Origin of the sequence: Micromonospora qiuiae (genome assembly GCF_016863555.1) — a bacterium.
GTDB classification, from domain to species: Bacteria; Actinomycetota; Actinomycetes; order Mycobacteriales; family Micromonosporaceae; genus Micromonospora; species Micromonospora qiuiae.
Map to the genome: position 1 here is coordinate 50,205 of NZ_BOPC01000030.1, position 12,908 is coordinate 63,112.

The 12,908-nt window shown below is 71.2% G+C and carries 13 protein-coding genes; 8 read left to right on the forward strand and 5 right to left on the reverse strand.

The window, feature by feature from the left end; all coding sequences use genetic code 11:
* Positions 1-19 precede the first annotated feature (19 nt).
* A complete protein-coding gene (locus tag Vqi01_RS11870) occupies positions 20-1,693 on the forward strand; it encodes a bifunctional 3'-5' exonuclease/DNA polymerase (RefSeq protein WP_204034803.1) in 1,674 nt (557 codons plus the stop codon).
* A gap of 181 nt (positions 1,694-1,874) precedes the next feature.
* On the opposite strand, the gene Vqi01_RS30685 is transcribed toward Vqi01_RS11870, so the two are convergent.
* On the reverse strand, positions 1,875-2,144 hold the full coding sequence (locus Vqi01_RS30685; protein WP_239098336.1) for a hypothetical protein: 270 nt from the start codon (positions 2,142-2,144) through the stop codon (positions 1,875-1,877).
* 6 nt (positions 2,145-2,150) lie between these two features.
* Between Vqi01_RS30685 and Vqi01_RS11875 the strand changes: the two genes are divergently transcribed.
* From Vqi01_RS11875 to Vqi01_RS11905, 7 genes are all read left to right on the forward strand, one after another.
* Positions 2,151-2,927 (forward strand): hypothetical protein, encoded by a 777-nt coding sequence (locus Vqi01_RS11875; RefSeq protein ID WP_239098337.1) that lies wholly within the window; start codon positions 2,151-2,153, stop codon positions 2,925-2,927.
* 102 nt (positions 2,928-3,029) lie between these two features.
* Positions 3,030-3,806 (forward strand): polysaccharide deacetylase family protein, encoded by a 777-nt coding sequence (locus tag Vqi01_RS11880; RefSeq protein WP_204034804.1) that lies wholly within the window; start codon positions 3,030-3,032, stop codon positions 3,804-3,806.
* A gap of 51 nt (positions 3,807-3,857) precedes the next feature.
* Entirely contained in the window at positions 3,858-5,048 is a 1,191-nt protein-coding gene (locus tag Vqi01_RS11885; RefSeq protein ID WP_372444350.1) for an MGDG synthase family glycosyltransferase, read from the forward strand.
* On the forward strand, positions 5,045-5,872 hold the full coding sequence (locus tag Vqi01_RS11890) for a DMT family transporter (RefSeq protein ID WP_204034805.1): 828 nt from the start codon (positions 5,045-5,047) through the stop codon (positions 5,870-5,872). Before Vqi01_RS11885 ends, Vqi01_RS11890 begins: the two co-directional genes overlap by 4 nt.
* Complete coding sequence (locus tag Vqi01_RS30690; protein WP_239098338.1) at positions 5,817-6,452, forward strand: sigma factor; 636 nt, start codon at positions 5,817-5,819, stop codon at positions 6,450-6,452. The genes Vqi01_RS11890 and Vqi01_RS30690 overlap by 56 nt, the downstream gene beginning before the upstream one ends.
* Positions 6,449-6,634, forward strand: coding sequence for a hypothetical protein (locus Vqi01_RS11900; RefSeq protein WP_204034806.1), 186 nt, complete (start codon positions 6,449-6,451; stop codon positions 6,632-6,634). Before Vqi01_RS30690 ends, Vqi01_RS11900 begins: the two co-directional genes overlap by 4 nt.
* Positions 6,635-6,846: 212 nt before the next feature.
* Positions 6,847-7,440: a nucleotidyltransferase family protein gene (locus Vqi01_RS11905; RefSeq protein WP_204034807.1), complete on the forward strand. Its 594-nt coding sequence runs from the start codon at positions 6,847-6,849 to the stop codon at positions 7,438-7,440.
* Here the strand turns inward: Vqi01_RS11905 and yicI are convergent.
* From yicI to Vqi01_RS11925, 4 genes are all read right to left on the reverse strand, one after another.
* A complete protein-coding gene (gene yicI, locus Vqi01_RS11910) occupies positions 7,437-9,671 on the reverse strand; it encodes an alpha-xylosidase (protein WP_204034808.1) in 2,235 nt (744 codons plus the stop codon). The genes Vqi01_RS11905 and yicI overlap by 4 nt on opposite strands.
* Complete coding sequence (locus Vqi01_RS11915; protein ID WP_204034809.1) at positions 9,668-10,543, reverse strand: carbohydrate ABC transporter permease; 876 nt, start codon at positions 10,541-10,543, stop codon at positions 9,668-9,670. Before Vqi01_RS11915 ends, yicI begins: the two co-directional genes overlap by 4 nt.
* Positions 10,544-11,521 (reverse strand): carbohydrate ABC transporter permease, encoded by a 978-nt coding sequence (locus Vqi01_RS11920; RefSeq protein WP_204034810.1) that lies wholly within the window; start codon positions 11,519-11,521, stop codon positions 10,544-10,546.
* A gap of 67 nt (positions 11,522-11,588) precedes the next feature.
* A complete protein-coding gene (locus tag Vqi01_RS11925) occupies positions 11,589-12,857 on the reverse strand; it encodes an ABC transporter substrate-binding protein (RefSeq protein ID WP_307825079.1) in 1,269 nt (422 codons plus the stop codon).
* Between the last annotated feature and the right edge of the window lie 51 nt (positions 12,858-12,908).

The following is a 12,908-nucleotide window of genomic DNA, read 5'->3' on the forward strand; positions in this document are numbered from 1 at the left end:
GAGGCGGCAGAATCGGTCCGTGCTGGTGGCGGTGGTGGCCGACGAGCAGGGCGGGGGAGTGCTGCAGCCCCTCGTCACCTCCGGCGCTCCCGCGGGCCCGCCGGAGCCGGTCGCCGACCTGGCCGCCGCGGTGGTCGCCCGCGAGCACGCCGACCGGCCGCGCTGGGTCTGGGCGTCCGGCGCCACGCTCTACCCGGCGCTGCTGCGCGCCGGGGTCCGGGTCGAACGGTGCCACGACGTGGAGCTGACCGAGGCGCTGCTGCTCGGGTACGCCGGCCGCTGGGGAGAGCCGCGTGCCCTGGCCGCCGCGTGGGCCCGGTTGACCGGCGCGTCGGTGCCGCCCGACCCGCCGCCGCGCGTCGCCGCCCCGCCCGGTGCCGGGCAGGCCGCGCTCTTCGACGCCGTGCCCGGCCCGCCGGGTCCGGGCATCACGGCGTTGACCAGGGTGTACGCCGACCAGCTCGGCCGCATCGCGGCGACCGGCGAACCGGGCCGGTTCCGGCTGCTGGTGGCCGCCGAATCGGCCGGTGCGCTGATCGCGGCCGAGATGGGTGCGGCGGGCCTGCCCTGGCGCGCCGACGTGCACGACGCGATGCTGACCGAGTTGCTGGGAGAGCCGTCCCCGGTGGGCGGGCCGCCCCGGCGGCTGGCCGAGCTGGCGGCGCGAATCGCCGACGCGTTCGGCCTGCGCCAGCTGCACGCCGACAGCCCGGCGGAGCTGTTGCGAGCGTTCGCGCGGGCCGGGGTGGAGCTGCCCAACACCCGGGCCTGGGTGCTCCGGGGGGTGGATCATCCGGCGGTGCCCTTGGTCCTGGAGTACAAGGAGCTGTACCGGATCTGGACGGCGCACGGGTGGGCATGGCGGGACGCCTGGGTGCGCGACGGCCGATTCCGGCCGGAGTACGTCCCCGGCGGGGTGGTGTCGGGGCGCTGGGCCACTCGGGGCGGCGGCGCGTTGCAGATTCCGAAGGTGATCCGCCGGGCGGCGGTGGCCGACCCGGGCTGGTGCTTCGTGGTGGCCGACGCCGGGCAGTTGGAGCCCCGGGTGCTGGCGGCTGTCTCCGGTGACGCCCGGCTCGCCCGGGCGGGCGCGACCGGTGACCTGTACGCGGCACTCGCGCGGGACGCGTTCGGCGGCGACCGGGGACGGGCCAAGTTGGCCCTGCTCGGCGCGATGTACGGGCAGACCGGTGGCGCGGCGGTGCCGGCGCTGGCGGTGCTGCGGCGCAGTTATCCGACGGCGTTCGGCTACGTCGAGGCGGCGGCGCGTACCGGCGAGACCGGTGGGCTGGTGCGTTCGTGGCTGGGGCGCACCTGCCCGCCGGGAACGGCAGGTTTCGGTGACGACGATGCCGGCGACCCGGACGCGGCCGACGACCGGCACTCGCCGCGGGCCCGGGCGGCCCGTTCCCGGGGCCGGTTCACCCGCAACTTCGTCATCCAGGCCACCGCGGCCGAGTGGGCCTCGACGCTGCTGGCGGTGCTTCGGGGCGAGTTGGCCGGCACCGGCGCCGAGCTGGTCTTCTTTCAGCACGACGAGGTGGTCGTGCACTGCCCGGCCGAGCGGTCCGAGCGGGTCGCCGAGGCGGTCCACCGCGCCGGGCAGCGGGCCAGCACGCTGCTCTTCGGTGACACCCCGGTGCGCTTCCCGCTGGATCTGTCGATCGTCGAGTGCTACGCCGACGCCGCCTGAGAGACGGTCGCGCGCGGCGTGATCACCGGACTGGACACCGAAGCTGCGTCGGTTCTTTCCGTGTTGTTCACGTTCGGCGGTAATCCTGGCCGGCGAACCGGAGCATTCCGGTGAGGATCCCGGGAGGCGGCATGGCCAGACGCGTCTACCTGCACATCGGTGCGCCGAAGGCGGGCAGCACCTATGTGCAGAACGTGCTCTGGGCCAACCGGGACAGGTTGGCCGACGCGGACATCCTGCTGCCCGGCAGCGCCGTGGCGCACGACCAGGCGATGGCCGATCTGCGCGCGGCGCCGTGGCGGGACGCCGAGGTGTACTGGACCTGGGGCCGGCTGGCCGACAAGGCCCGGAAATGGTCCGGTGACGTGATCATCAGCAACGAGGGGTTGGGCGCGCCACCGTCGAGCAGGCCGCCCGCGCGGTGCGGAGCCTGGGCCCCGCCGAGATCCACGTCATCGTGGTGGGTCGGGACCTGTGGCGTACCCTGCCGTCGTTCTGGCAGCAGAGTGTCCGGGCCCGCGCCGGATGGCGCTTCGAGGAGTTCCTGCGCGCCGTCGAACAGGGCCGGTGCGAGGCGTTCTGGGAGAACCACACGGCGACCCGGATGTTGCGCCGCTGGGGCGACCTGGTCCCCGCGCAGCGGCGGCACCTGGTGACCGTGCCGGCTCCGGGTGCCCCGCACGAGGTCCTGTGGCGTCGCTTCGCCGGCATCGTCGGCATCGCAGACGGGCTGTGCGAGCTGACGGCACCGACCGCGAATCCGTCACTCGGCGCCGCCGAGATCGAAGTGCTCCGACGCGTCAACCGGAAGTTGGGGGATCGCTATCCGCTCCGGACGCCGTACCGTCGGGTCGTCCACCGTCATCTGGTCGACGCGGTGCTCAAGCGGCGGGCCAACGAGTTGCGGTTCGGCGTCGGCCCGGACCGGGCCGGCTGGGTGATGGACCTCGCCGAACAGCAGATCAAGGAACTCCAGGACTACCCGTGCCGGGTCGTCGGCGACCTCGACGAACTGCGGCCGGCGAAGCTGACGCCAGCCGGCGGCGGCGACGTCGACGACGCCCACCTGCTCGAGGTCGCGATCGAGGCGATCGTCGACATGCTCGGGCACGCCGACTCCCTCAGTGAGCGGGCGGAGCACCCCGCCGAGGCTGCCTTCTCGCGGCTGAAGCATCGTGCGGCCGGCGGGGTCAGGCGCCGGGTGCGGCGCGCCATCCGACGCGACGCGTCTTGAGCGTGCCCACCGGGGCTGGTTCCGGACGCCGCGCCTGATCCCGCCGCCAGTGGGTATCCCCGCTGCCGGTACCGCTTCCGATCGGCAGGTGAGACGGCAGGCATGCGCCGACTGGTGCTGAGAACCGTCGCGGCCGCCACGCTGGGCGCGGCGGCGCAGGTCGTACCGATGGTGACCGCGAACGGGCCGATCCGTCGGCGGCTCTGGCCGCGGCTTGCCGGCGTCGGTCCGGTCACCCGGATCGCGTTGACCTTCGACGACGGTCCCGATCCGGCCTCCACCCCGCAGTTTCTGCGCCTGCTGGCGCGGGCTCAGGTGCGCGCCACCTTCTTCGTGCTCGGCCGGATGCTGGACCGGGACCCGGGGCTCGGCCGCGAACTGGTCGCCGCCGGGCACGAGGTCGCGGTGCACGGGTGGGAGCACCGGAACCTGCTGTGGCGCCCGCCCGCGGCCACGTACGCCGACATCGCCCGAACCCGGGACCGGATCGCGGACGTGACGGGCGTACCCCCGCTCTGGTATCGGCCACCGTACGGGGTGCTGACGTCGGCGGCGTTACTGGCCTGCCGGCGGCTGCACCTGACCCCGCGACTCTGGACGGCCTGGGGGCGCGACTGGGAGGCCACCCGGCCACCGGGGGTGATCTGGCAGACGATCAGCGAGGATCTCGCCGGTGGCGGGACCTTGCTGCTGCACGACTCCGACTGCGCTTCTGCCCCCGGTGCCTGGCACGGGGCCCTGGCGGTGCTGCCGCGGCTGTTCCAGTGGGCCCAGGACCGGAACCTGACGATCGGGACGCTCGGCGCGCACCGGGCCGACGAGGACGAGCGACGGACCGTCGGCGGCAACGGGCGGCATGGCGGCTGCGGGGACGGGTAACCCCGGCCGGTGAACCAGCCGCGAAGGCTCACCCTCGCACCTGGTGCCGACCTGACCGGCGGCATCCGCGCCCCGTCGCGCGATGCCATCGTCGCCCCGACGGATGCCCGCGCGGATCGGGGCGACCCGGTGGGTCATCCGGACCGGGGGCGCGTGCTGGTCGTGTCCGCGGACATCGGCGCCGGGCACGACGCCGCCGCCGCCGAACTGGCCGACCGGCTGGCCGCGCACGGGATCATGGTGGAGCGCCTCAACTTCTTCGCGGCGCTGCCCCGGCCCCTGCACAGTGTCTTTCGGGAGGGCTACCGGGCGATGCTCCGCTGGCTGCCCTGGAGCTACGACGCCCTGTTCACCATCACCGACCGCTCCCCGCTCGCGGTCCGGGCGATCAGGACGGCACTGCGGCTGGCCTCGCGCCGGATGCTGCTGCGACTGCCGCCGGGCACCAGCCTGGTCGTGACGACCTTTCCGTTCGCCAACCAGGTGCTCGGACCGCTGCGTCACCGGGGACGGTTGGACGCGTCGGTCGTCACCTACGTCACCGACTTCGTGGTCCACCCGACCTGGATGGCACCGGGCATCGACACGTACTGCGTCATCCACCGGGCGGCGCAGCGGCACGCCGCTGCCCACGGGGCGCACGATGTGCGGGTGGTGAGTCCACTGGTGTCCGCCCGGTTCGCCTCGTCACCCAGCGACGACAAGCGCGCCGCGCGCGCCCGCTTCGGCCTGCCCGAGCAGGAGCGGTTGGCCCTGATCGTCGCCGGTTCCTGGGGCGTCGGCGACGTGGTCCGTACCGCCGCCGAGGTGCTCGCCACCGGCTGCGTCACACCGGTCGTCGTCTGCGGACGTAACGACGAACTGCGCCGCCGGCTGCACGCCTTTCCCGGACACGTCCTGGGTTGGGTCGACGACATGCCCACGCTCATGCGGGCGGTGGACGTCGTGGTGGAGAACGCCGGTGGGCTCACCTGTCAGCAGTCGCTGGCCGCCGGCCTGCCGACCGTCACCTACCGGCCGATTCCCGGGCACGGTCGGGCCAACGCCGAGGTGCTGGCCGAGGCCGGACTGACCACCTACGTCACCACGGCCGCACACCTGCGCCCGGCGCTCACCGCGCTGACCACCGCCCAGAACGACGCGCCGGTCGTCGCCGCGACCGACATGGCCGCCGTGGTGTCCGAAGCCGTCCGCCGGTCGGCTCGGGCCACCCGGCGGCGGAACGACCCGCCCGTACCGTGATCCCGATCGCGCTCGCGGCGGCGTTCTGCTTCGCGCTCGCCTCCGCGTTGCACCAGCGGGCCGCGAAACAACAGCCGCAGTATCGGGTACCCGACCCTCGGCTGCTGTTCCGACTGGTGCGCAGCCGGCTGTGGCTGTCGGGCTGGATCCCCGATTCCGCCGGCGTGGCGCTCCAGGTCGTCGCCCTACGGCTCGGGCCGCTGGCGGTCGTCCAGCCCGTCATGGCCAGCGGACTGTTCATGGCGGTCCTGATCGAGGCCGCCATGATCCGCCGTCGGGTCGCGGCGCGGGACCTGCTCGCCGTCGCGGTGGGAGTGGCCGGTCTGTCCGCGTTCCTCGTCCTGGCCGACGCCCGCGCCGGCGTGGCCACTCCTTCTCCGGGGGCCTGGATCGTGCCGCTGAGCGGCGCCGCACTGGTGATCACGGCCGGTGTCCTGGTCGCGTACCGACTGACCGGCGCCGCCCGTGGTGCGTTGCTCGGCATGGCCAGCGGACTTGCCTTCAGCCTGGCGGCGGCGCTGGTCAAGGACGTCGCCGGCCGTTACCACGGGCTGGCCTCCGTGGTCAGCTGGCGGCTTCCGGCCCTGGCGGTGATCGTCATCGTCGGGCTGCTGCTGAACCAGACCGCCTTCCAGCACGGTCGCCTCGCCGCGCCGCTCGCCGCTGTCACCCTCACCGACCCCGTCGCCAGCGTGGTCATCGGCGTGACCGTCTTTCGGGAGACTCTCGCGGTCGACCCGGTGCGGGTGGTCGGGCTCGTCATCGCCGGTGTCACGATCGCCGCCGGAATCTGGTTCGCCGCTGGCTCCTCCGCCAGAGGTTGATATCCGCGCCGCTGGGCCACCACGTCCGCCTCACCCGTCGGGCGAGGGTCGCTATTCCGACGCTCGGCTCTGCGGGCGGTGCGTTCGGGACTGGGCACTGGCGGAAGACCTGTTGCAGACCGCGCTGGCGCGGGCGTGGGAGGCGTGGCGGCGCATCGACGGCGACCCCGAGCCGTACGTGCGGCGGGTCATCGTCAACGCGTACGCCTCGTGGTGGCGACGCAGGTGGCGCGGGGAACTGCCCACCGCCGAGCTTCCCGAGTCGGGGACCGTCGCGGTGCCGATTCCGACCAGTGGCGGTTACGGACTCGCCATCGGCGAGCGGATCCCGTTCGACCGGTATCCGCTGCCGTCCCGACCAGCGGGAACGCTCACCCCGCTGAGTCAGGCTCCGCTGCCGGCGGATTGTACCGAGGCGCTGTGCCAGAAACGTCGTCATCGTCCGATCGGATCCGGACGACCCGAGGCGCCCGGTTCGACGGGAGCTGAGCTGGCGGAACCTGAGGTCGATCGAGATGGTCTCCCAGACGCCCGGGTTGCTGCACCTACGGGTCGCCGGTGTCGAGATCACCACCGGTGAGTGGTGGGACTACCGGGTTGGCTGGCAGCGGAATGTACGGCGACGAGGGCGGCGAGTGGAAACGTGAGTTCGGCATCGACCCGCGCCGGGGTGAAGCGGTGACCGTCGAGGTCGTACCCGAGCACGTCACCGGGGCGTGGCAGGTGGTCCTGGTCCCGGCTGCGGGCAGTGCAGGCGGTTAACTGCGCTCGGCTGTTAATAGGGGGCCCTTCCTCTACCGCAGGCGTTAAAAAGGGGCCCTTCCTTGCACTTGCTGTCCAATTTATGTGATTTGCCCCGACACTCTCCTCCGGGCGCGATCGTTGCTCACGGTGTGCGTCGGGGGGATGGACAGCGCTGCGGTGCCTGCCGATCCCATGCTGGAGGGAGCGCAGCTCTGAACCGGATCGCAGGAATGATCATCGCTGCGGGGGGTGGCCGCCGGATCGGTGGCCCCGAGGCCCTGCTGCATCAGGGCGACAAGCCCCTGGTCGACCAGATGATCGACACGCTGACGGAGGCGGGCTGCGGGCAGATCGTGGTCGTTCTCGGCGCCGCGGCCGACCAGGTGCGCGAGGCCGCCGACCTGGACCGCGCCACGGTGGTGGTCAACCGTGCCTGGGGGACCGGGGTCGGCTCGTCCATCCGTGCCGGCCTCGCCGGAATCGACGACGACGAGGTCGAGGCGACGGTGGTGGTGCCGGTCGACATGCCGGGACTGACCGCCGTCGCGGTCCGCCGGGTGGCCGCGCTGCCCTTCCCCGACGCGCTGGTCTGCGCGACGTACCACGGGCTGCGCGGCTACCCGATGCTGTTCGGTCGCCGGCACTGGCCGGGCATCGCGACCCTGGCCAGCGCCGACGTCGGCGCCCGGCCGTACCTGCTGGCGCACAAGGACCAGATCGTCGACATCGCCTGCGACTCGGTGGCCGACGGCAACCGGGTGGACAGCCCGGAGCTGATGGCCCTCTACGGCCTCTCCATCCCCGAACAACGCGTCGGCGTCTAGCTCCTTTCGTGCCCGGTCAACTCGCAGCGGTATCCCGACGAGAGGCCGGCCACCAGCTCGGCGGTGGCCGTCCCGTCCCGGTAGCGCATCTCGAACTCGGTGTCCGTCCCACCGTCGGGCGACGGTATCCGGACCCGGCTTCGCTGCCCCGGGGTCGGGGCGTACCACCGCAGCCGGACGCCGTCGGCCCACGGATAGTCGGGCCGGTCGGTGACCGAGCCGAACGGGATGACCGCGCCGGGCCTAGCGAGCACGGGAACGCTGTCGTAGCCGTGCTTCTCGGTCACCCAGCCCGGGCCGGTGACCTGCGTGCCGGTCATCAGGTGCGTCCAGGTGCCGGCCGGCACGTAGTAGGTGACGTGCCCGTCGGCGCTCATCACCGGCGCGACGAGCAGGTCCGGGCCGAGCATGTACTGCCGGTCCAGATAGGCGGCGGCCGGATCGTCCGGGAACTCCAGGATCATCGGCCGCATCACCGGTACGCCCTCGCGGTGGGCCTCCTCGGCCGCCGCCGCCAGATACGGCATCAGGCTCAACTTGAGCCGGGTGAACCGGCGTAGCACGTCGACCGCCTCGTCGTCGTACGCCCACGGCACCCGGTACGAGCCGGAGCCGTGCAGCCGCGAGTGCGAGGAGAGCAGCCCGAAGGCGATCCAGCGCTTGAACACCGCCGGATCCGGCGTGCCCTCGAAGCCGCCGATGTCGTGGCTCCAGTAGCCGAAGCCCGAGGCGGCCAACGACAGCCCGCCGCGCAGCGACTCGGCCATCGCCACGAACGTGGACTCGCAGTCGCCGCCCCAGTGCACCGGGAACTGCTGCCCGCCGGCGGTCGCCGAGCGGGCGAAGACCACCGCCTCACCCTCGCCGCGCTCCGCCGCCAACAGCTCGAACACTGCCTTGTTGTAAAGGTACGAGTAGTAGTTGTGCATCCGCTGCGGGTCGGAGCCGTCGTGCCAGATGACGTCGGTCGGGATGCGTTCGCCGAAGTCGGTCTTGAAGCAGTCGACCCCCATGTCGAGCAGCGTCTTGAGTTTGCCGGCGTACCATGCGACGGCTTCCGGGTTGGTGAAGTCGACCAGCGCCATCCCGGCCTGCCACTTGTCCCACTGCCAGATCGAGCCGTCCGGGTTGCGGACCAGGTAGCCGGCCTGCCGCCCCTCCTCGAACAGGTACGACCGTTGGGCGATGTACGGGTTGATCCAGACACAGACCTTCAGCCCACGCTCGTGCAGCCGGCGCAGCATCCCCTCCGGATCGGGGAACGTCGCCGGATCCCAGATGAAGTCGACCCAGTGGAACTGGCGCATCCAGAAGCAGTCGAAGTGGAACACCGACAGCGGCAGGTCCCGTTCGGCCATCCCGTCGATGAACTCGGTGACCGTCTTCTCGTCGTACGAGGTGGTGAACGAGGTGGACAGCCACAGCCCGTACGACCAGGCGGGCACCCGGGCCGGGCGGCCGGTCAGCGCGGTGTACCGGCGCAGCACGTCCTTCGGGGTGGGCCCGTCGATCAGGTGGTAGGTCAGCGACTGCCCCGGCACGCTGAACTGGGTTTGCGACACCACCTCCGAGCCCACCTCGAACGACACGTGCTCCGGATGGTCGACGAAGACCCCGTACCCGGCGCTGCTGAGGTAGAACGGCACGTTCTTGTACGCCTGCTCGCTGGCCGTGCCGCCGTCGGCGTTCCAGATGTCGACGGTCTGGCCGTTCTTGACGTACGCCCCGAAGCGCTCGCCCAGCCCGTAGATCGTCTCGCCGACGCCGAGCGCCAGCCGGTCGTGCACGTACTTGCGGCCCTCGGCGTCGGTGACCACGCCGATGCTGCGTTCGGTGGACGAGGTGACCAGCCGGTCGCCGCGTAGGAAGTCGACCCGCCACGGCCCGGTCAGCGCGACCCGGGCGGTCAGCTCGCCGGTGGTCAGCCGGGCACTGAGCCCGGTGATCTCCACCTGCACGGGATGGTCGGCGCTCTCGGTGAGGGCGAAGCGGGGCTGCTTGGGCAGCCCACCGGAGTGGTGGCCGATGGTCACCCCGATCACGCCGGGCGCGGGGGAGGAGAACCGCACCGTGACGACCGGCCGGTTGAGGGTGTCGCCGCGCCCGGTGATTTTTCCGATCGGCGCGAACACGGTGAAGGCCCGCTCGTCCGGCTCGATCGACTCGACCGCGCCGGGCCGCAGCACGGTGACGCCGGGACGCAATTGCCAGTATCCGTCGGTGAACTTCACTTGTCGGCTCCTGCCGTGATGCCCCGGGCGAGGGTGCGCTGAAAGATGAGGAAGAACAGGATCGTGGGGAGGAGGCTGAGCAACGCCCCGGCGTTGGTGGTGGGGGCGTCCATCAACCGGTCCCCCTGCAATGTGGCGATCGCGACCGGCACCGTCTGGGTCTGGTTGTCGATGAGCATGACCAGGGGAATGAGGAACTCGTTCCAGGTCCAGATGAAGAAGAACACCAGCAGCACCGCGATGGTGGGCCGCACGTTGGGCAGCACCACCCGCCACAGGATCCGCCACTTGCCCGCCCCGTCCAGGGCAGCGGCCTCCAGCAGCGCCCGGGGGAACGTGCCGAGCACCGAGGCGAGCAGGTAGGTGCCGAAGGCGGCCTGGATGACGGTGAAAATAATGATCACCGCAAGGCGGCTGTTGTAGAGACCGGCCTCCTTGGCGAAGTGGTAGAGCGGGTAGACCAGCGCCTCCTGCGGCAGCATGTTGGCCAGCAGGAAGAGACCGATGATCCAGAGCCGGCCGCGGACCCGGCCGATGCCCAGGGCGTACGCGCTGAGCAGTGAGACGACCACGGCCAGGACCGCGACCGAGCCGGAGATGACGATCGAGTTCCACAGCTTGACCGGGAAGTCGACCTGTTCCCAGTACGTCCGCAACCCGCCGGTGTAGAGCTCGGTCGGCCAGCTCAGCGGGCCGTTGGTCGAGTAGTCGCCGGGCGACTTGAAGGCGTTGATCAGCATGAACGCGAACGGCACCAGCATGGCCAGCGCGGCGGCGCCGACCAGCACGAGCACGAGCCAGCGGCCGACGCCGCGGTGGTGCCGATCGGCCGGTCGTCGGGTGGGACGGACCGGGGCGAGTGTGCTGGCCATCTACAGCGCCCCGTCCCGTTGTTCGGCCCGGTTCTGGGCGCGGATGAACAGCACCGCCACCACGACGATGATCAACGTCAGCACCATCGAGATCGCCGAGCCGTAGCCGACGTTCAGCCGCTTGAAGAAGGTGAAGTAGGCGAAGTAGGACGGCACGTTGGTGGCGTTCTCCGGTCCGCCCCGCGTCAGCGCGTAGATCGGCCCGAACACCTTCATCGCCGCGATGGTGCAGGTGAGCCCGACCACGAACGTCTCCGGCCGGATCTGCGCCAGGGTGATCGCCCGGAACCGCCGCCACCAGCCGGCGCCGTCGATCTCCGCCGCCTCGTACAGCTCGGGGTTCACCCGTTCCAACGCGGCCATGAAGACGACCACGGGGTAGCCGATCTGCACCCAGATCATCACGGCCATCACCACAGGCAGCGCGCTGCCCGGGTCGCCCAGCCAGTCGTGGCGCAGCGCACCGAGCCCGACCGCGTCGAGCAGCCCGTTGAGCGCGCCGTCCGGCCGCAGGATCCAACCCCAGACGATGCCGGCGACCACGACCGGAAGGACCTGCGGCAGGTAAAAGGCGGCCCGCAGCGCGGCGGCGGTGCGGGGGCGGAACCTGCGTCCGATGGTGTCGAAGAGGACCGCGGCGAGCACCAGCCCGACCAGGGTGGGAACCACCACCATCGCGACGATCATCGCGACGGTGTTGCGGAACGACGTCCAGAAGACCTCGTCGGTCAGCAGGTGCCGGTAGTTCTCCAGCCCGATGAAGCGGGGCTCGCCGACGCCGGACCACCTGGTCAGCGACAGGTAGCCGGTGTAGAGCAGCGGACCGCCGATGACGAGCAGGAAGAGCACCGCGCCGGGCAGCAGGAACAGCCAGTACGCGGCGTCGGGGCGGGACGGCCGGCGCTTCGCCGTGGCCGTCGGGGACGGGGGTGACGTGGCCGCCGGTCGGCGGGCGGCGACGGTGTCAGGCACTGCCATGGGGGTCCTTCCACGCCTGGGGGCGGGCGTACCGGTGTGCCGGTCGCGCGCCCACCTCGGCCGCCGCTCAGTCGCGCTTGATCTCCGCGACGCCGTCGTGGTAAGGCTTGGCGATCGCGTCGAGGACCTCCTCGGGCGACCTGGACTGGTTGATCAGGCCCTGGAAGCCGGAGACCAACACGTCGTAGTAGCCGGGCACCGGCCAGTCCGGGTAGAACGCCAGGCCGTCCTGGGAGCTGACGGTGTTGAAGTTCTCGATCAGCTTGCGGTCCTTCTCGTCGCTGATCGTGGCCGGGTCGCCGGCGACCGGCACACCGCCGTTGTTGCCGATCAGCGCCTGGATCTCCGGACGCATGGTGATGTCGATGAAGTCGTACGCCAGGCTCTTGGCCTTGCTGGTCTCCGGGACCACCCAGAGGTTGCCGGACGAGCCGGCGTGCAGGGTGTTGCCGGGGAAGAGGAAGCTGTCCCAGTCGTAGCTGATCTCGCTCTTGAAGCGGCCGTACCACCAACTGCCCGAGATGATCATCGGCACCTTGCCGGAGATGAAGGCGGTCCCCATGTCCTCGGCCTTCAGGCCGGCGGAGTCTTTGGCCAGGTAACCCTTGCGCACCCACTCGGCGAATGCCTCGGCGCCGTAGCGCAGCGGGTCGGCCCGGAAGTCGACCGGGTTGGTGTAGAGCTGGTAGGCGTTGACGAAGTCGCGGTCGGCCCGGGAGAGCGCGAGCTGGTAGAAAAGCTGACCGGCCGGATACTCGGCGCCGGACATGCCCAGCGGCGTCACGCCCTTGGCGACGAAGGTGTCCATTGCGGCGGTCAGCTCGGCCAGCGTGGTCGGGACGCTCACTCCGTGCTCGGCGAAGAGTTCCTTGTTGTAGTAGACCATCACGTACTCGCCGTAGTTCGGTACGCCGTACCAGTTGCCGGAGCCCATCACGCCGTTGTCGTACCGCGCGGTGGTCTGGAGGCTGGGGCTCAGCGCCTTGTCCCAGCCGCGCCTGGTCGCCTCCTCGGTGAGGTTGGTCAGCAGGCCCTGCGAGGAGAGCAGGCCGGCGGTGGCGTTGCCCTTGTTGTACTCCATCACGTCCGGGCCCTCGGACGAGTTGATGATCATGCCGGCGTTCTGCTGGATCTGCTCGAACGCCTTGCGCTCGAAGCGCACCTCGACCCCGGGATGCTCATCCTTGAAGATCTCGATCGCCCGGTCCCAGGCGACCCCCATCGCGCTGTTCGCGCTCTCGTAATGCCAGAGCTTGAGGACTCCTGCGGCACTGTCGTCCCCGTTGCCACCGCAGGCGGCCAGGCCGGTGGCCGTGAGCGCGGCGACCGTGGTCACCACGGCTACTCTGCGAAAATGTCGCATTGCTAGTCTCCCTGACGAGTATCG